Consider the following 17694-nt stretch of genomic DNA (forward strand, 5'->3'; position numbering starts at 1 on the left):
AATTATGCCCGGAAATGTATTCACGGCGGCGGCATGCACCCCCCGGAAACCGATGCCCGCACGCCAGGCCGGCCTCAGGGCAGCCCCTGAGCCGTCTCGTTCGACATTGCCCTATCCCGAGGCGATCCGCTCTCTCCGCTTCACGGCTGCCGATAGAGATCCTCGCGCGTTGGCGGCAGGCCCGAAGGCCCCTTGGCCTTCCTGGAGGCCAGCGTCTGGAAGATGCCGACGGCCGAGCGCTCGAAGGCCAGCGAGCAGCCGGCGAGATAGAGAAGCCAGATCCGCGTCTTGGCCTCGCCCACTTCGGCCGCCGCCACCTGGCGGGCGGCATAGAGGTTCTCGGTCCACGCCCGCGTCGTGCGGGCATAATGCTCGCGCCAGCCCTCGACGTCATGCACTTCGAAGGCGTGCTTCTCCAGGCCGTTGACCGACATGCCGACGCTGTCGAGTTCGCCGCCCGGGAAGATATAACGCGTCAAAGCATCATATTCCGGCCTCTTGCGGCGGAAACTCTTCATGTCGCGCTTGGCCGGGCGCGCGATGGCGTGGTGCAGATACAGCCCGCGCGGCCGCAGCAGGCCGTGCATCTTGGTGAAATAGGCATCATGATTGTCGATGCCGACATGCTCGAACATGCCGATGGAAGCGATCTTGTCGAACGTGCCGGTCAGGTCACGATAATCCTTCAGCTCGACCGTCACGAGATCCTGCAGGCCGAGCGCGGCGATCCGCGCCTGGGCGAAATCGAACTGCTCCTGGGCCAGCGTCACGCCATGGGCCTTGACGCCGTAGTGCTTCGCCGCGTGGCAGACGAGACCGGCCCAGCCGCAGCCGATATCGAGGAAGCGCTCTCCCGGCTGCAGCCGCAGCTTGCGGCAGATCATCTCGAACTTGGCGGTCTGCGCCTCGTCGAGCGTGGTCTCCGGCGTCGGCCAGTAGGCGCAGGTGTAGGCCATGGTCGGCCCGAGGAAAAGGCGGTAGAAATCGTTGGAGAGATCGTAGTGGAACTGCACGAGAGGCTTGTCGTCGCGACCGGCTTCCACTTTGTCGGCCACAGCCCCCTCGAAGGCGTGGCTCTTGACCTCCTTCTTCGGCAGCCGGCGCATCAGGAAGGGCAGCAGCCCACGGGCGAGCTGCAGCTTGCTCAGCCGCTTGAACAATCCCTTGGTGTTCATGCTGCCGCGCCGCTCCGCGACGTCGAGCAGCGTGCCGCCCTCGATCGTCAGACTGCCATCGGCGAGGAGTTCGACCAGCCGGTCGAAGCGCGGGCGCCGCACGAGGCGGGTCAGCGCATCGGCGTCGGCGATCTTGAGGCGCAGATCCGTCCGCGCCTTCGCACCGAGCGGCAGCACCTCGCCGTCCCATAATTCGACGGCGAAATCGGCCTGCAATTGGTCACCGAGGTGAGCGATGAGCCGCCTGGCGGCCTTGAGATGTCTGTCCACGCTGCCTCCGCACGATCGGAGGCGTTATAGCGCGATTTGCCGGCGGCGCCAGTAGCGAGCAGGCAGGCCAACCGCCTGCCGTACCGGAATCGAGGCCGTCCAGTCACCGAAACGGGAAATGACGGCCGTCAATGAAGATGAAATTCCTGGGTGACCGTCCGCAGTTCGCTGGGGCCGATCAGGCCGCTATGCGATACGGCAACGGAATGCAGGGTGCCGTCGAGCTTCTCGCGCCAGAAGGCCAGGAATTTCTTCAATTCCGGAAAGAGCGGCGCCAGATCGTAATCCTGCCAGACATAGTTCTGCAGCAGGCTCGGATGATCTGGCAGACGGTAGAAGATGCTGGCGGTCGTAAGGCCGTATCCTTCCAGCTGGCGGCGGAACGCAACTGAAACCATGGGCGATTTCTCCAACGCATTGCCTCATCGCCATTGCAACGCAATATTCACGGAATCGCAATCGAAATTTCACAATATCGTAGCAAAATCAATCTGTTAGCACTCATCGGAATCGGCTGCTGCAAGCGCCTTGCCGGTCAATCAATCTGCTGGCCCGTGCGGTCGCGCATCGTGGCCAGGGTGACGGCGCTGAGCACCGCCGCCGCCACGACGTAATAGGCGGGGGCGAGCTTGCTGCCCGTCGTCTCGATCAGCAGGGTGACGATGACGGCAGCGAACCCGCCGAAGATCGTCACCGCGAAATTATAGGCGAGCGACAGTCCGGTGGACCGCAGGCCGGCCGGGAACTGCTCGGCCAGCAGGGCCGGCGCCGGACCGGTGAAGGCAGCGAGCAGCAGCCCCATGATCGCCTGCACCGTCACCAGCACGACCGGCCTCGGCACCGCGATGAGCCATGAAAACAGCGGCATGATCACCACGCCGATGGCGATGGCGGCCGCCAGCAGCAGCCTCTTGCGCCCGACCCTGTCGGAGAGCGCGCCGGCGAGAGGACAGCCGAGCACCAGCACCACGCCGCAGGCGGTCGTCGCCATGAAGGCGTCGGCGAGGGGGATGCCGAGCTGCTTGACGGCAAAAGTGGTCATGTAGAACATCAGGACATAGGTGCAGACCGTCCACAGGATGGTGACGCCGAAGCCGGAAGCGATGCCGCGCGGATGCTCGCGCAGGGCGTCGCGGAGCGGCGAACGGCTCTTGCGCGTGCGGCTGTCGGCGAAGACCGGGGTCTCCGCCAGGCGCGCGCGGATATAGAAGCCGGCCGGCCCGATCAGGAGGCCGAGCAGGAAGGGAAAGCGCCAGCCCCAGCTGTCGATTGTGGCGGGATCGAGCGCCCTCGTCACGAACATGCCGCACAGGCCGCCGAGGAGGACCGCGAGCGCCTGGCTGGTCTGCTGCCAGCTGCCGTAGAAGCCGCGCCTGTCCGCCGGGGCATATTCGATCAGGAAGGCGGTGGCGCCGCCGATCTCGCCGCCGGCCGAAAAGCCCTGGATCAGCCGCGCCGCGACGATGACCAGCGGCCCGGCGATCCCCGCCTGGGCATAGGTCGGCGCGCAGCCGAGCAGCGCCGTGCCGGCGGCCATCAGCAGGATCGTCAGCGTCAGCGCCCGCTTGCGTCCGTGCCTGTCGGCATAGACGCCCAGCAGGATCGCGCCGACGGGCCGCACGACGAAGCCGACGCCATAGGTGCCGACGGTGAGCAGGATCGACGTCGTCTCGTCATGCGCGGGGAAGAACAGCCGTGCGATGATCGGCGTAAAGAAGCCGTAGACCGTGAAGTCGAACCATTCGAGGCCGTTGCCGATGGTGGCGGCCACGATGGCATGCCGTCGCTCGCCTTCGCCGACGATGTGGAGAGCGGAAGCCTGCGTCGCCATGGAGCGCCTCCCCGGGACTCATGTCAGGAGCCGCCAGTTCACACCGGCGCCGAGGTGCTGTCCATGCCCGAATGCGGTGCCGCGGCGTTGGAGCGGCAGGATGCGGTCAGGGACTGGCAACCCCGGTGGGCGGGTCCCCGACCCGCCTGCGTGTACGCCTCGTCCCGGCGGCGGCGACGCAGAAGGAAGTGCCGGTCAGGAGACCGGCACCCCCGGTGGGCGGGTCCCCCGACCCGCCCTCTCCGCCTCGCGGTCCCACCGGGACCAGGGCGACATGCCGATTGCAGGATCGGCTCAGTTGCGGGCCTTGTCGACCAGCTTGTTCTTGCCGATCCACGGCATCATCCCGCGCAGCTTCTCGCCGACCGCTTCGATCTGGTGGGCGTCGTTGAGGCGGCGGATGCCCTTGAAGCGCGAGGCGCCGGCCCGGTATTCCTGCATCCAGTCCGAGGTGAACTTGCCGGTCTGGATGTCCTTGAGCACGCGCTTCATCTCGGCCTTGGTGTCGGCGGTGATGATGCGCGGGCCGGAGACATATTCGCCCCATTCGGCCGTGTTCGAGATCGAGTAGTTCATGTTGGCGATGCCGCCCTCATAGATGAGGTCGACGATCAGCTTCACTTCGTGCAGGCATTCGAAATACGCCATTTCCGGCGCATAGCCGGCCTCGACCAGCGTTTCGAAGCCCGAGCGGATCAGCTCGACCAGGCCGCCGCAGAGCACGACCTGCTCGCCGAACAGGTCGGTCTCGCATTCTTCCTTGAAATTGGTCTCGATCACGCCCGAACGGCCGCCGCCGATGCCGCAGGCATAGGAGAGCGCGATGTCGTGGGCATTGCCCGAGGCGTCGTGATGGATGGCGATCAGGCAGGGCACGCCGCCGCCCTTCTCATATTCGCCGCGCACGGTGTGGCCGGGCCCCTTCGGCGCGATCATGATGACGTCGACGGTCTTCTTCGGCTCGATCAGGCCGAAATGCACGTTGAGACCATGCGCGAAGGCGATGGCGGCGCCGTCCCGGATGTGCGGCGCGATCTCGTCGCGGTAGATGTCCGCCTGCAGCTCGTCCGGCGTCGCCATCATCAGGAGATCGCCCCATTTGGCGGCCTCGGCCACCGACAGCACCTTGAGGCCGTCCGCCTCGACCTTCTTGGCGGTGGTGGAACCCGGGCGCAGCGCGATCGCGATCTCCTTGACGCCGGAATCCTTCAGGTTGAGCGCGTGCGCGCGGCCCTGGGAGCCGTAGCCCACGATGACGACCTTCTTGGTCTTGATCAGGTTGAGATCGGCGTCGCGATCATAATAAACGCGCATGGTCCTACGTTCCTTCAGAATGTCACAGGGGGCGGATATGCGGGCGAATAGCCCGTCATCGGGGTGGTGGCAATATTCGTTCTCGGAAAAACCCGCTTCGGCTCCATTTCTTTCGCCGAAGGCGGGTAGAACGCATCGGCCGGCTTAAAGGGGGTTCGGTCCGCGTGCGATGGCGGCGATGCCCGTGCGGGAGACTTCGACGAGGCCGATCGGCCGCATCAGCTCGACGAACTGGTCGAGCTTCTCGCCCTTGCCGGTGATCTCGAACACGAAGCTTTCGACCGTCGCATCGATGACGCGGGCGCGGAAGGCCTCGGCGATGCGCAGCGCCTCGCTGCGATCGTCGCCCTTGCCGCGCACCTTGATCAGCATCAGCTCGCGCTCGAGGGCGCGGCCGGTTTCGGTCAGGTCCACCACCTTGTGCACGGGCACGAGGCGTTCGAGCTGCGCCTTGATCTGATCGATGATGTTCCGCGTGCCCGTGGTGACCACGGTGATGCGCGAGACATGCTCCGCATGCTGGGTCTCGGACACGGTGAGGCTCTCGATATTGTAGCCGCGGCCGGAGAAGAGGCCGACCACGCGCGCGAGCACGCCCGGCTCGTTGTCGACCTCGACCACCAGCGTATGGGTCTCGGTCACGCTCGACGCGGTGGACATGAAATAGGCAGATCCGGTCATGTTGGAATTCCGACTGTGGAAATTCGGCAGCGCCCCTGGGGCGGCCGGCAGCGGGCCGGCCTCCTGAGCGCTGCGGGAGCCGGCTGGATGCCGGCGGCCGCGGGAAACGTCACACCAGCTGCTTGCCCCTGGCGTCGATGACGCTGCCGATATCGACGGCCGCATCGCCCAGGATCATCTCGTTGTGCGCCTTGCCCGACGGGATCATCGGAAAGCAGTTCTCCGACTTGTCGACATGGCAGTCGAAGATCACCGGATGCGGCGTGTCGATCATCTCCATGATCGCCGCATCGAGGTCGCCCGGCCTGGAGCAGCGCAGGCCGACGCCGCCATAGGCTTCCGCCAGCTTGACGAAATCGGGCAGCGCCGCCGAATAGCTCTCCGAATAGCGGCCGCCATGCAGCAACTCCTGCCACTGGCGCACCATCCCCATATATTCGTTGTTGAGGATGAAGATCTTCACCGGCAGGCGATACTGGACGGCCGTCGACATCTCCTGCAGCATCATCTGGATCGAGGCTTCCCCGGCGATGTCGATCACCAGGGCATCGGGATGGGCGAGCTGGACGCCGACCGCTGCGGGAAAGCCGTAGCCCATGGTTCCGAGGCCGCCCGACGTCATCCAGCGGTTCGGCTCGTCGAAATGGAAATGCTGGGCCGCCCACATCTGATGCTGGCCGACCTCGGTGGTGATGTAGACGTCGCGGCCTCTGGTCAGCTGATACAGCCGTTCGATCGCATATTGCGGCTTGATGATCGTGTCCGAGGCGCCGAACGCGAGCGACTTGCGCTGCCGCCAGCCGTCGATCTCGCCCCACCAGCTCTTCAGCGCCGCCTTGTCCACGGTCGGCTTCAGGGCGCGCCAGGCCGCGAGCATCTGCTCGAGCACATGCGCGCAATCGCCGACGATGCCGATGTCCACCTTGACGTTCTTGTTGATCGAGGAGGGATCGATATCGACGTGGATCCTGCGGCTGTGGGGCGAAAAGGCGTCGATGCGCCCGGTGATGCGGTCGTCGAAGCGGGCGCCGATATTGATCAGCACGTCGCAGTCGTGCATCGCCATATTGGCCTCGTAGGTCCCGTGCATGCCGAGCATGCCAAGCCATTGCGGATCGGCCGCCGGAAAGGCGCCCAGCCCCATCAGCGTCGAGGTCACGGGATAGCCGGTCACCTTGGCGAGTTCGCGCAGCAGCGCCGAGGCGCGCGGGCCGGCATTGATGACGCCGCCGCCGGTGTAGAACACCGGCTTCTTGGCCCCGGCGATCAGCGCCACAGCGGCGGCGACCTTGTCGGGGTCGCCCTCGATGCGCGGACGATAGGTCTTATGGACGTTCTCGGTCGGCTTGTAATACTCGCCGGCCTTGAACTGGATGTCCTTGGGGATGTCGACCAGCACCGGACCGGGGCGGCCCGACGAGGCGATGAGGAAGGCCTCGTGCAGGATGCGCGGCAGGTCCTCGATGCGCTTCACCAGGTAATTGTGCTTGGTGCAGTGGCGCGTGATGCCGACGGTGTCCGCCTCCTGGAAGGCGTCCGAGCCGATGAGATGGGTCGGCACCTGCCCGGTGATGCACACCAGCGGGATCGAATCCATCAGGGCGTCGGTCAGCCCGGTCACGGCGTTGGTGGCGCCGGGGCCGGAGGTCACCAGCACGCAGCCCACCTTCCCGGTCGAGCGGGCATAGCCTTCGGCGGCGTGCACGGCGCCCTGCTCGTGCCGGACGAGGATGTGGCGAAGCTTGTCCTGATGGAAGATCGCATCATAGATCGGCAGAACCGCGCCGCCGGGATAGCCGAAGAGGGTGTCCACGCCCTGATCGATCAGGGCCTGGACCACCATTTCCGCGCCGGTCATTTGCTTCGTCGACATCGCCTTTTCCTCGGCTTTTTGGACTTGAGCTTCGTTCACTCGGAATTTCGGGCAATAAAAAAGGCCCTCGAGGGGCCCATGTGCGTCATCGTGGGAGTTTCGGGCCTATGCCCGCTCCACCGACGACGCCAAACCTACGATAAGGATGTTGCGCAAGGAAGCGCTCCTATTTGCGAAAGTTACGGGGTTTTAGTGCTTCGACGTACACCGGTCAAGCGCTGATTCCGCCGGCCGGCGAGAATCGGCGCAGGTTTCGCCATGCCCTCGTCGCCTATCGCCGCCTCTCCCACACCACGACCTCGAAGGCGGCATCGTCGCCTTCGCCGCGGGGATGGACGATGCGCGAGACCTCGCGCCACTCCTGATCGGAGACGGCCGGAAAAAACGCGTCGCCTTCGGCGTCGAGAGCCAGTTCCGTCAGGATGAGCCGGTCGGCCACGGGCATCGCCTGTCCGTAGACGGCCGCCCCCCCGGCGATGACGAGCGCGTCGGCGCCCATCTCCGCCGCGACCGCCCGGCCGCGCCGGAGGCCCTCTTCGAGGCTGGCCACCGTCTCGACGCCCTCGGGCGCGAAATCGCGGTCATGGGTGACGACGATGGTCCTGCGGCCCGGCAGAGGGCGGCCGATCGATTCGTAGGTCTTCCGCCCCATGAGCATCGGCTTGCCCATCGTCGCGGCCTTGAAATGCTTCATGTCCGAGCGCATGCGCCAGGGAAGACCGTTGCGGGCCCCGATGGCACGGTTTCGGGCCATCGCGGCCACCATGACGACGGCAATGCTCATCGAATGCTCCTCTTCCCCAGGACCGCAGACATCCTGCCCCTATGCGCTAAGGCAAGAGGAGGAGGCGCGATTTCGTCATACCCGGGCTTGTCCCGAGTATCCAGATTTCGTGCGGCATGACGGCTTGCGGCCCGGCTGGTTTGCCGGGACGAGCCCGGCAATGACAAATCCTGAACCCATTACGGGCCAAAATCGTCTCATCTTACCGCCTAGGGCATCCTGCCTGCACCTTCTGAACCGCCTGCGTTTCCAAGAACAGGGTGGAAGCCCGCTCTCCGGATTGGCTATTGCGCCTGTGCCGGCTTGAGCGCCTCCGGCGGCAGCACGACGACGGGCGTGGCGCCCTGCCCTCCGGCACCGCCCAGTTGCACGTTCGGCACCTCGCCGCGCCAGTTCTTGGCGGATTCGGCCCGGAGAATATCGGCATAGGCCTGCGACGAGCCGGCAGCCTTCGCCTTGATCGAGATGACCTCCGCTTCCGCCGCGCCGACCTCCTTCTTCGCCGTCGCCTCCGCCTCGGCCCGCTTGGCGACGTCGTAGGCTGCGGCGTCGGCGGCGAGGCGGACGGACTGTGCCCGCGCCTCGGCCTCGGCGATGGCGACGCGCTTCTGGCCGTCGGCGCTGGCCGCGGCGGCGTCGGCCTCGCCCTTGGCGACGGCGACCGCCTGCTCCGCCTCGGTCTGCTTGACCTTCAGGATATTGACGGCGGCGAGCTGCTGGTTGCGCGTCTGCACGGTGATCTGGATGTTGCGCTCGAAATTCTCGTCATATTTGATCTGGGTGATCTGGATGTCCTCGACCTTCACCCCGAACATCTCGGCCGCCTGCGCCTGGATGGCGGTGAGGATGGAGTTCTCCAGCCCCTTCTTCTTGTCGGCGATCTCGAGCGCGTTGACCTGGCCGAACACGTCGAGCGTGCGGCTCTGCACGAAGGGAATGACCTTCTCGCTCACCGTGCCCCCACCCATGTCACCGACCTGGAACAGCGCCCTCAACGGGTCGGAGAAGTGATAGGTCAGGCTCATGTCGATCGAGACGAACTGGTTGTCGATCGTCTTGACGTGGATTTCCGGGATCGGGATCTTCTCGATCGACGTGCGGATGGTGTGCACGCTGTCGACCGCGGGCAGCTTGAAATGCAGGCCGGGCTGCACCGGCTCGTCGCTGACGAGGCGCCCGAAGCGCAGCACCGCGCCGACTTCGTTCTGGTTGACGGTGAAATAGGATGACAGCCCCAGATAGACGAGCACCACCAGCCCGACGAGCAGGACGATGTTCGATTTCAGTTTCTCGAGAAGGACGTTCATGATGACCCCGATCCGCAATTGCGCTGGGTCCACCCCAGACGATCACGCAATCCCCGTCCGTGCCCCTCCGCACGGCGCTGCTGCTATCGCTCGTCAGACCGCGATGGGCGCAGCGATCGAGGCGTGCGGCTCGTATCCTTCGATGAGGAAATCCTCGAAGCGGTAGTCGAGGATCGAGGCCGGGCGCCGGGCGAAACGCAGCGTCGGCCAGGCTCGCGGCGCGCGGCTGAGCTGCTCGGCGACGAGGCCGGCGTGGTTCTCGTAGACATGGACGTCACCGCCGAACCAGACGAACTCCCCCGGTTCGAGGTCGCATTGCTGGGCCAGCATGCGGATGAGGAGCGCAGCGGTCACGAGGTTGTAGGGAACGCCCAGGCCGACGTCGCAGCTGCGCTGATGCAGGAGGCCCGAAAGCCGTCCGTCGGCGACGAAATACTGGTAGGTGGTGTGGCAGGGCGGCAGCGCCATGCTGTCGAGCTCGGCGACGTTCCATCCGGTGAACATCAGGCGGCGCGACGACGGATTGGTCCTGATGTCCCGCACGAGCCTGGCGATCTGGTCGATGCCCTGGGCATCGCGGCGATACAGCGTCTCCCCGCCGGCCGCATCGGTCGGCACGAAAAGCGGCCAATGGCGCCATTGCGCACCATAGACCGGGCCGAGATCACCCCATCGCCGCGCGAACGCCTCGTCCCCGACGATACGGGCCTCAAAGTCCTGCTGGGTGATCTCCTCGCCCGTCTCGCGCCGATATTTGGCCAGCGGCCAGTCGCTCCAGATCGTCACCCCCGCCTGCAGCAGCGGTCGGATATTCGTCTCGCCGGTGAGGAACCACAGCAATTCACGGACGATCGTCTTCCATGACACGCGCTTGGTGGTCAGCAGCGGAAGGGTGCCGTCCGAGAGGTCAACACGGATGGTCTGCCCGAAAAGCGCGCGCGTGCCGACGCCGGTGCGATCCCGGCGCGGCGATCCCTCGCGCCAGACCCGATCGAGCAGGTCGAGATATTGCTGTTCGGGGTGCGGCCGGTGAGAACGATCAAGCATAAGTCCTTATACCCCCGGCGAGGCGATTCCGCGACGGCGGACAAGGCTTCGTCCACGGATGAATGATTCCCAGCCATCGAGCCTCCTCGTCAGCCGCCGGGATGAAACCTATCGATCCCATAGCCCTGCGCATAGAGCAATGCCGTCAGGTCGCCGTGATCGATACGCATGCGGGCGGCGGCGGCGACCGCCGGCTTGGCATGGAAGGCGACGCCGAGGCCCGCTTCGCCCAGCATGGCGAGGTCATTGGCCCCGTCCCCCACCGCCAGCGTGTCGGAAACCGCCAGGCCACCCGCCTGCCGGAGCCTGCGCAGATTGGCGAGCTTGGCCTCCCGCCCCAGGATCGGCTCCGCGACCTTGCCGGTCAGCACGCCATCTTTCGTCAGCAGGATGTTGGCGTGGTGCTCGTCGAAGCCGAGCATCGCGGCGATCCTCGCGGTGAACAGCGTGAAGCCGCCCGAGACCAGCGCGGTGTGGGCGCCGTTGGCACGCATGGTCCTGACGAGGTCCGGCCCGCCCGTCGTCAATGTGAGGCGGCTGCGCACGACCTCGTCGACGACCGCTTCCGGCAGGCCTTCGAGCAGCGCGACCCGCTCGCGCAAGGCGGGCTCGAAGGCGATCTCGCCGCGCATGGCCCGCTCCGTGATCTCCGCGACTCGGGCCTTGGCGCCGACGAAATCCGCGAGTTCATCGATGCATTCCTGGCCGATCATGGTCGAATCCATGTCGGCGAGGAAAAGATGCTTGCGCCGTCCTGCCGCTTCCTGCACCACCAGATCGATGGGCAGGCCGTCCAGCGCCTCGCGCAGGCGCGCCTCGATCAGCTTCGCGTCGATCGTCTCGGGAGCCGCATCGGCAGTGAAGGGTATATCGACGGCGATGCCGGGAGCGAGCACCGTCGCGCCCTGCGGCGCCAGCAGCGCCGCCCGGGCGCGAGCGAGCACCTCCTCGTTCAAGGCGGGCCTGGCAGGGTGGGTGATGAGCGTAGCGACGAGCGACATGCGATGACAGCCGGGCGAATGGATGCGGTGCTTCTGGCAGGTCCGACGGCGAGCGGCAAGTCCGCGCTCGCCCTGGCGCTGGCCGAACGCTTCGGCGGCGCCATCGTCAATGCCGATTCCATGCAGGTCTACCGCGATCTCGCCGTGCTGAGCGCGCGGCCGGACCCAGGCGAAACCGCGCGCGCGCCGCACCATCTCTATGGCCATGTCGACGGCGCCGCGAACTATTCGGTCGGACGGTGGCGCGAGGATGCGGCCCTCTGCCTCCAGGCCGTCGCAGGAGAGCGCCTCCTGCCGATCGTCACGGGAGGAACCGGCCTTTATTTCAAGGCGCTGGAGCGCGGCCTCGCCGAGATGCCCGCCGTGCCGGCCGCGGTGCGCGACGACATCCGCCTGCGGGCCGAGCCCCTGGAGACGCCGGCGCTGCATGCCTGGCTGGCCGCCGTGGACGGGGAGACTGCCGCGCGCCTGCGGCCGAGCGACCGGCAGCGCCTGATCCGGGCCCTGGAGATCTTCGCCGCCACCGGCCGCCCGCTTTCGGCCTGGCAGCGCGAGCCGCATTCGGCGCCCCTCCTCGATCCCGCGCGCTGCCTGCGCATCTTCATCGCCCCCGACCGGGCCGAGCTCTACGGCCGGATCGACCGGCGCTTCGAGCAGATGATGTCGCGCGGCGCGCTGGAAGAAGTCCGGGCGCTGGCAGCCCGCGGCCTCGATCCGGCCTTGCCGGTGATGCGGGCGCACGGCGTGCCGGGCCTCATCCGGCATGTCAGGGGCGAGATCGGGCTTGCCGAGGCCGTCGCCGGCGCCAAGGCCGATACCCGGCACTATGCCAAGCGCCAGTTCACATGGTTTCGCCACCAGATGCCCGGCTGGCGCTTCGTTCCGCCCGGCGAAGCCTTCGACCTGGCCGCCGCCGCCCTGATGAACGAAATTTAACATGCCGGCGGCAGGCTCTCGAAAGCGAGCGGGCTCGCCCTTCTTTGCACAACGATATCAGGCATATGATGGCCGCACACGCTATGCTGGCAAGGGGCACGCTTGCCCGGAACGATGCGGATGGGAGGGCCCGGCGCTGCATCGCCCGGGCCGGTTTCGGATTGATCGAAGGGGCTGCGTTCCTATATGCAGCGTCTTCATGAACCCGGTCTGTCCCGCGGATCGGGATTTCGTTCGTCCAGCGGACGATCATTAAAGGACGCAGACATGCCTTGGAGTAACCAGAGCGGCGGCGGTGGCCCCTGGGGTAGCGGCGGCGGTGGCGGCAACGGCAATGGAAACGGCCGTGGCCCCTGGGGCGGCGGCCCCTCCGGCGGCTCCCAGCCTCCGGACCTGGAAGACTGGCTGCGCCGCAGCAAGGACGGCCTGAGGAATTTTCAGGGCGGCGGCGGTTTCACGCCGCGCAACATCCTGGTCGGCATCGTCGTCCTCGTCGGCATCTGGCTGCTGACCGGCTTCTACCGCGTCCAGCCCAACGAGGTCGGCCTCAACCTCGTCTTCGGCAAGTTCACCTCGGTCAGTCCGCCGGGCCTGCGCTACAATATCCCCTATCCGATCGGCACGGTGGAAAAGCCCACGGTCACGACGGTCGAGACCATCAATGTCGGCACCCGCAGCGACACCGACAGCAATGAGGAGATGCTGACAGGCGACGAGAACATCGTCGATATCGGCTTCACCGTGCAGTGGCAGATCAACCCGGCCGCGCCGCAGGATTACCAGTTCAATCTGTCGGATCCCAAGGGAACCATCCGGGCCGTGGCCGAGAGCGCGATGCGCGAGGCCATCGGCGAGCGGACGATCTCGCCCATCCTGACGGGCGACCGCCAGGCGATCGAGCAGCAGGTCCAGGAGGAAATGCAGAAGGCGCTCGACAGCTACAAGGCCGGCGTGATCGTGCGCCTGGTGCAGCTGCAGAACGTCGATCCGCCCCCGCAGGTCATCGATGCCTTCCGCGACGTGCAGGCGGCCCGCGCCGACCAGGAGAACACCATCAACCAGGCCCAAGTCTACGCGAACAAGGTGATCCCCGAAGCGATCGGCAGGGCGGCCGGCATCACCCAGGCGGCGGAAGCCTATCGCGCCCAGACTGTCGCCGAGGCGACCGGCGAGGCGACCCGCTTCAACGAGGTCTATGCTGCCTATCAGAAGTCCCCCGCCGTCACGCGCGAGCGGATGTATCTGGAAGCCATGACCACCGTCCTCTCGGGCGCCACCAAGGTGATCGCCGACAATAAGAATCAGGGCCAGGGCGTGGTGCCCTATCTTCCCCTCGGCCAGATGCTCAAGCCTGCGCCGGCTCCGCAGCCCCAGCAGGGAGCGACGCCATGAAGTCCCCCATCTCGACCGGCATCCTCGTGGTGGCGGCGATCGCCGTGATCCTGATGTTCTTCTCCGCCTACACCGTCTCGCCGCGGGACTTCGCGCTGCCGCTGCGCCTCGGCGAGCCGCAGGCGCCGAAGACGGAGCCGGGCCTCTACTGGAAATGGCCTTTCATCGAGAACGTCGAATATATCGACCGCCAGGTCCTCGACCTCGACACCCCGCCCCAGGAAGTCATCGCCAGCGACCAGAAGCGGCTCGTCGTCGATGCCTTCGCCCGCTACCGCGTCTCGGATCCGCTGAAATTCTTCCAGACCACGCATTCCGAAAGGGGTGCGGAACTGCAGCTCACCTCGATCCTGAGCTCGGCCGTGCGTCGTGTCCTCGGCCAGTCGACGTTCTCCGCCGTGGTGCGGGACAACCGTGCCGGGCTGATGACCAAGATCCGTGACGAGGTCAACCGGGAGGCCACCGGCTTCGGCGTGGTGGTGATCGACGTCCGCATCCGCGGCGCCGACCTGCCGGAAGCCAACAGCCAGGCGGTCTACAAGCGCATGCAGTCGCAACGCAAGACCGAGGCGCAGCAGATCCGCTCCGAGGGTACCCAGAAGGCCCAGGTGATCACCGCCGATGCCGACCGGCAGGTTGCCAAGATCCTGGGCGAGGCGAAAGGGCAGGCCTCGGCGACGACGGGCAACGCCGACGCGACGCGCATCAAGATCCTGGCCGACGCCTTCAATCGCGATCCGGAATTCTTCCGGTTCTACATGTCGATGCGCAATTACGTCGATGCGCTGAAGCCGGAGAATACCCAGTTGTTCATCAGCCCCGACTGGGATTATTTCCGATATCTGCGCTCGCCCGGCGGCGGGCCGGCTGGAGCGGCGCCTGCCGCGCCTGCCGCCTCGTCGACGGCCGCGCCCAACCCGGCTCCGGCGCAATAGGCTTGACGCCAGCCACAGATAAAGCTCCATTGCGCCGGCCGCCTCCTCGCGGCCGGCGTTTTCGTGTGACGTGTGGGGCGTATGGGCAGTTTCTCTTTCGGCGATTTCATTACGGCACTCGGTCTGGCCTTCGCCATCGAGGGAGTTCTCTTTCTGGCTTTCCCGGACCCGGTCCGGCGCATGATGGTCTCGGTCGCCACCTCGCCCAATGCCCAATTGCGAATTGCCGGTTTCATTTCCGCGGTGATCGGCATCGCCATCGTATGGATCGTTCGCGGCATGTGACACCCCGGATCGACGCCGCAAAACATTGCCTGGGCGCCGCACACGGTCATGTTCACGCCGCATTCAGCGCTTGAAGATGGTCGCGAACGTCCTTCATCAGCGAGGAGGCCGCGCGGCCCTGTCGCTTCCACCCGAGGAATTCATGCCAGTCTATCCGAAAAACCTGATGCGCCGAACCAGCGCGCTGGCGATCGCCGCCCTGCTCGCCGCAAGCCCGGTTGCCGTCTTCACCCAGCCTGCCCTGGCATCCGCAGGTCCTCCCTCGGTCGCCGATCTTTCCGAACGACTCATCGACGCCGTCGTCAACATTTCGACGTCGCAGACCGTCACCGCCGACAATGAAGGCGACGACGACACCCCGTCGCAACCCATGCCCAAGCTGCCCCCGGGCTCGCCCTTCGAGGATTTCTTCAATCAGTTCTTCAACAAGGACGGCAAGGAAGTCCCGCCGCATCCGCGCAAGACCGAGGCGCTCGGCTCCGGCTTCGTGATCGACGCGTCCGGCATCATCGTGACCAACAACCACGTGATCGACGGCGCCGACGACATCGAGGTCAACTTCAACGACGGCAGCAAGCTCAAGGCCAAGCTGCTCGGCCGAGACAAGAAGGTCGACGTCGCCGTCCTGAAGGTCGACCCGCCCAAGCCGCTCAAGGCCGTGAAGTTCGCCGACAGCGACAAGGTGCGCGTCGGCGACTGGGCGATGGCGATCGGCAACCCGTTCGGCCTGTCGAGCACGGTGACGCTGGGCATCATCTCCGCCCGCAACCGCGACATCAATTCCGGCCCCTACGACAATTACCTGCAGACGGATGCGGCCATCAACAAAGGCAATTCCGGCGGGCCGCTGTTCAACATGGACGGCGATGTCATCGGCATCAACACCGCCATCATCTCGCCGACCGGCGGCTCGATCGGCCTCGGCTTCTCCGTGCCGGCCGCCACCGTCCAGCCTGTGATCGATCAGTTGCGCCAGTTCGGCGAGACCCGCCGCGGCTGGCTCGGCGTGAAGATCCAGAGCGTGACGGACGATATCGCCGAGAGTCTCGGCATGGATCATGCCCAAGGCGCCTTGATCGCCGGCGTCGACGGCAAGGGCCCGGCCAAGCCGGCCGGTCTCGAGCCCGGCGACGTCATCGTGAAATTCGACGGCCACGACATCAAGGAGATGCGCGACCTCCCGCGCATCGTCGCCGACACGCCCGTGGACAAGACCGTCGAGGTCGTCATCCTGCGCAAGGGCCAGTCCCTGACCAAGACGGTGACGATCGCCAGGCTCGACGAAGGCGAGAGTACGGTCAAGACCAGCCTCGGCACGCCCGCCGTACCGGAAAAGCCGCGGACGACCAAGGCGCTCGGACTCGAAATGTCGAGCCTGACGAAGGAGTTGCGCGGCAAGTTCAAGATCGGTGACGACACGAAGGGCGTTCTCATCACCAATGTCGACGACGGATCGACGGCGGACGACAAGCAGGTCAAGCCGGGCGACCTCATCCTGCAGGTCGGCCAGCAGCCGGTCGAAAGTCCTGCCGACGTCACCAAGCGGCTGGACGAGCTGAAGAAGAGCGGCACCAAGCAGGCCCTGCTGCTTCTGTCCAATCCGCAGGGCGAACTGCGCTTCGTCGCACTCGGGCTGGATTAGAGCCAACATATTGTTTTGACGCATTTTCCTCACTCGAAAAGCCGATCGGCTTTTCGGGAGAATGCGCTGAGCGCCGGAAGCGAAAACGGCCTTCTCCCTGCAAGGAGAAGGCCGTTTTGCGTCGTATCGGAGGAAGGCCTTGCGGCTACTTCTTCTTGCGGAAATGGTCGAGGCTGACGATCTTCTCGCCTTCGGACGCGGCATTGTCGGCCGGCGGGCTCTCCGAACGCGCGGGCGCCGCACGCTCGGTCCCTTCGGTCAGGGCAACCTTGCTCCTCGCCGGCTTCTTCGTCAGGGCCTTGGCTGCCGGCTTGTCGGCCGGCTCGGTGGCGGCGTTGCTCAAGGGCAAGGGACGAATCGGCATGCGGCCTTCCGCGTCGCCATCCGCCGCCGCGTGGTCGATATCCGCCACTTCGAACTTGACGCCGAACTCGACGGACGGATCGAAGAATGCCGTCACCGCGTCGAACGGCACCACGAGGCGCTCCGGCGCGTTGCCGAAGGACAGGCCGACCTCGAAACCGAAATCGCTGACGGCAAGATCCCAGAACTGGTGTTGCAGGACGATGGTGATCTCTTCCGGAAATTTCTCGGCCAGGCGCACAGGAATGCTCACGCCCGGATATTGCGTCTTGAACGAAATGAAGAAGTGATGATCGCCCGGCAACCCGACACGGGCCACATCCGCCAGCACCCGGCGAACCATCCCGCGCAACGCGTCCTGAGTAAGAAGGTCATAACGAATATGGTCGGTGCTCATCGCGCTCATTACCGGGCCGCGTATGGAAGACAGGCCTGCAGGCAGACCGTAATGAAGTGGAGGCTTCTGTTGCCAGGTGCCTCCGAACCCCGCCTGCCGGTGCTACCCGTCAGGGCTTTGTTTCGGTCTAGTTACCGCTTACGCGGCAACCGCAACCGGAGCATAGTTGTCGTTGGCAACTATAAAAACGGCCCGATATCGGCGGAACCATGCCGAGCGAAAGAACACCCTTTACACCCTCGTCGATCCTGTTTCGCCCCCGCCCCAACCCGTCTCGCGGCGGGCTGGGGTGGAGGCGCCGGGCACTGCCCCCGGGTCCGAAAGGCTTATTTCGATGGCCATTTATCGCCATAGCCGGCGAGAGCCGGCAAAAGGAATATAGGCCGGCTCGGCCGCAGAAAAAAGAGGCGAGTGGCGACGGAATGCGCTTTCCCCATCATCTCCCGATCTTATTTGCGATC

At 65.7% G+C, this 17694-nt stretch carries 16 protein-coding genes and 1 other RNA gene; 5 read left to right on the top strand and 12 right to left on the bottom strand.

Annotated elements, in window-relative coordinates; all coding sequences use genetic code 11:
• Nucleotides 1–140: 140 nt before the first annotated feature.
• The 10 genes from J3R73_RS24980 to serB all read right to left on the bottom strand — a co-directional run bounded on the left by J3R73_RS24980 (nucleotide 141) and on the right by serB (nucleotide 11283).
• Nucleotides 141–1445, bottom strand: coding sequence for an SAM-dependent methyltransferase (locus J3R73_RS24980; RefSeq protein WP_307433705.1), 1305 nt, complete (start codon nucleotides 1443–1445; stop codon nucleotides 141–143).
• A gap of 128 nt (nucleotides 1446–1573) precedes the next feature.
• On the bottom strand, nucleotides 1574–1843 hold the full coding sequence (locus J3R73_RS24985) for an usg protein (RefSeq protein ID WP_307433707.1): 270 nt from the start codon (nucleotides 1841–1843) through the stop codon (nucleotides 1574–1576).
• A gap of 137 nt (nucleotides 1844–1980) precedes the next feature.
• Nucleotides 1981–3276, bottom strand: coding sequence for an MFS transporter (locus tag J3R73_RS24990; RefSeq protein WP_307433709.1), 1296 nt, complete (start codon nucleotides 3274–3276; stop codon nucleotides 1981–1983).
• A 294-nt stretch (nucleotides 3277–3570) separates the two neighbouring features.
• A complete protein-coding gene (gene ilvC, locus J3R73_RS24995) occupies nucleotides 3571–4590 on the bottom strand; it encodes a ketol-acid reductoisomerase (protein WP_307433711.1) in 1020 nt (339 codons plus the stop codon).
• Between the two features lie 144 nt (nucleotides 4591–4734).
• On the bottom strand, nucleotides 4735–5271 hold the full coding sequence (ilvN, locus tag J3R73_RS25000) for an acetolactate synthase small subunit (protein ID WP_307433714.1): 537 nt from the start codon (nucleotides 5269–5271) through the stop codon (nucleotides 4735–4737).
• A gap of 109 nt (nucleotides 5272–5380) precedes the next feature.
• The gene (locus J3R73_RS25005) at nucleotides 5381–7144 is read right to left on the bottom strand and encodes an acetolactate synthase 3 large subunit (protein ID WP_307433717.1); all 1764 of its coding nucleotides are present in this window, start codon (nucleotides 7142–7144) and stop codon (nucleotides 5381–5383) included.
• Nucleotides 7145–7415: 271 nt separating this feature from the next.
• Entirely contained in the window at nucleotides 7416–7928 is a 513-nt protein-coding gene (locus J3R73_RS25010; RefSeq protein WP_307433719.1) for a dihydrofolate reductase, read from the bottom strand.
• A gap of 284 nt (nucleotides 7929–8212) precedes the next feature.
• Nucleotides 8213–9235 carry an SPFH domain-containing protein gene (locus J3R73_RS25015; protein WP_307433721.1) on the bottom strand — a complete coding sequence of 341 codons (1023 nt, stop codon included), beginning with the start codon at nucleotides 9233–9235 and terminating at the stop codon, nucleotides 8213–8215.
• Between the two features lie 93 nt (nucleotides 9236–9328).
• Nucleotides 9329–10282, bottom strand: a complete 954-nt coding sequence (locus J3R73_RS25020) for a thymidylate synthase (RefSeq protein ID WP_307433724.1) — start codon at nucleotides 10280–10282, stop codon at nucleotides 9329–9331.
• An 89-nt stretch (nucleotides 10283–10371) separates the two neighbouring features.
• Nucleotides 10372–11283: a phosphoserine phosphatase SerB gene (gene serB, locus J3R73_RS25025; protein WP_307433726.1), complete on the bottom strand. Its 912-nt coding sequence runs from the start codon at nucleotides 11281–11283 to the stop codon at nucleotides 10372–10374.
• Between the two features lie 3 nt (nucleotides 11284–11286).
• Between serB and miaA the strand changes: the two genes are divergently transcribed.
• The 5 genes from miaA to J3R73_RS25050 all read left to right on the top strand — a co-directional run bounded on the left by miaA (nucleotide 11287) and on the right by J3R73_RS25050 (nucleotide 16473).
• The gene (miaA, locus tag J3R73_RS25030) at nucleotides 11287–12219 is read left to right on the top strand and encodes a tRNA (adenosine(37)-N6)-dimethylallyltransferase MiaA (protein ID WP_307433728.1); all 933 of its coding nucleotides are present in this window, start codon (nucleotides 11287–11289) and stop codon (nucleotides 12217–12219) included.
• Between the two features lie 267 nt (nucleotides 12220–12486).
• Complete coding sequence (gene hflK, locus J3R73_RS25035; protein ID WP_307433730.1) at nucleotides 12487–13611, top strand: FtsH protease activity modulator HflK; 1125 nt, start codon at nucleotides 12487–12489, stop codon at nucleotides 13609–13611.
• On the top strand, nucleotides 13608–14546 hold the full coding sequence (gene hflC / locus J3R73_RS25040) for a protease modulator HflC (RefSeq protein ID WP_307433731.1): 939 nt from the start codon (nucleotides 13608–13610) through the stop codon (nucleotides 14544–14546). Before hflK ends, hflC begins: the two co-directional genes overlap by 4 nt.
• Before the next feature lie 81 nt (nucleotides 14547–14627).
• The gene (locus J3R73_RS25045) at nucleotides 14628–14831 is read left to right on the top strand and encodes a DUF2065 domain-containing protein (RefSeq protein WP_307437670.1); all 204 of its coding nucleotides are present in this window, start codon (nucleotides 14628–14630) and stop codon (nucleotides 14829–14831) included.
• Between the two features lie 142 nt (nucleotides 14832–14973).
• Nucleotides 14974–16473, top strand: coding sequence for a DegQ family serine endoprotease (locus tag J3R73_RS25050; RefSeq protein ID WP_307433733.1), 1500 nt, complete (start codon nucleotides 14974–14976; stop codon nucleotides 16471–16473).
• A gap of 145 nt (nucleotides 16474–16618) precedes the next feature.
• On the opposite strand, the gene J3R73_RS25055 is transcribed toward J3R73_RS25050, so the two are convergent.
• Nucleotides 16619–17233 (bottom strand): SspB family protein, encoded by a 615-nt coding sequence (locus J3R73_RS25055; protein WP_307433735.1) that lies wholly within the window; start codon nucleotides 17231–17233, stop codon nucleotides 16619–16621.
• Between the two features lie 55 nt (nucleotides 17234–17288).
• Nucleotides 17289–17641, bottom strand: a transfer-messenger RNA (tmRNA) gene (ssrA, locus tag J3R73_RS25060).
• Nucleotides 17642–17694 lie beyond the last annotated feature (53 nt).

The organism is Labrys monachus (assembly GCF_030814655.1).
GTDB classification, from domain to species: Bacteria; Pseudomonadota; Alphaproteobacteria; order Rhizobiales; family Labraceae; genus Labrys; species Labrys monacha.

What these genes read in the sequence shown, in the direction of transcription:
- J3R73_RS24985 (WP_307433707.1), bottom strand. Translation starts at nt 1,843, where the DNA reads ATGGTTTCAGTTGCGTTCCGCCGCCAGCTGGAAGGATACGGCCTTACG.
- J3R73_RS24990 (WP_307433709.1), bottom strand. Translation starts at nt 3,276, where the DNA reads ATGGCGACGCAGGCTTCCGCTCTCCACATCGTCGGCGAAGGCGAGCGA.
- ilvC (WP_307433711.1), bottom strand. Translation starts at nt 4,590, where the DNA reads ATGCGCGTTTATTATGATCGCGACGCCGATCTCAACCTGATCAAGACC.
- ilvN (WP_307433714.1), bottom strand. Translation starts at nt 5,271, where the DNA reads ATGACCGGATCTGCCTATTTCATGTCCACCGCGTCGAGCGTGACCGAG.
- J3R73_RS25005 (WP_307433717.1), bottom strand. Translation starts at nt 7,144, where the DNA reads ATGTCGACGAAGCAAATGACCGGCGCGGAAATGGTGGTCCAGGCCCTG.
- J3R73_RS25010 (WP_307433719.1), bottom strand. Translation starts at nt 7,928, where the DNA reads ATGAGCATTGCCGTCGTCATGGTGGCCGCGATGGCCCGAAACCGTGCC.
- J3R73_RS25015 (WP_307433721.1), bottom strand. Translation starts at nt 9,235, where the DNA reads ATGAACGTCCTTCTCGAGAAACTGAAATCGAACATCGTCCTGCTCGTC.
- J3R73_RS25020 (WP_307433724.1), bottom strand. Translation starts at nt 10,282, where the DNA reads ATGCTTGATCGTTCTCACCGGCCGCACCCCGAACAGCAATATCTCGAC.
- serB (WP_307433726.1), bottom strand. Translation starts at nt 11,283, where the DNA reads ATGTCGCTCGTCGCTACGCTCATCACCCACCCTGCCAGGCCCGCCTTG.
- miaA (WP_307433728.1), top strand. Translation starts at nt 11,287, where the DNA reads ATGACAGCCGGGCGAATGGATGCGGTGCTTCTGGCAGGTCCGACGGCG.
- hflK (WP_307433730.1), top strand. Translation starts at nt 12,487, where the DNA reads ATGCCTTGGAGTAACCAGAGCGGCGGCGGTGGCCCCTGGGGTAGCGGC.
- hflC (WP_307433731.1), top strand. Translation starts at nt 13,608, where the DNA reads ATGAAGTCCCCCATCTCGACCGGCATCCTCGTGGTGGCGGCGATCGCC.
- J3R73_RS25045 (WP_307437670.1), top strand. Translation starts at nt 14,628, where the DNA reads ATGGGCAGTTTCTCTTTCGGCGATTTCATTACGGCACTCGGTCTGGCC.
- J3R73_RS25050 (WP_307433733.1), top strand. Translation starts at nt 14,974, where the DNA reads ATGCCAGTCTATCCGAAAAACCTGATGCGCCGAACCAGCGCGCTGGCG.
- J3R73_RS25055 (WP_307433735.1), bottom strand. Translation starts at nt 17,233, where the DNA reads ATGAGCACCGACCATATTCGTTATGACCTTCTTACTCAGGACGCGTTG.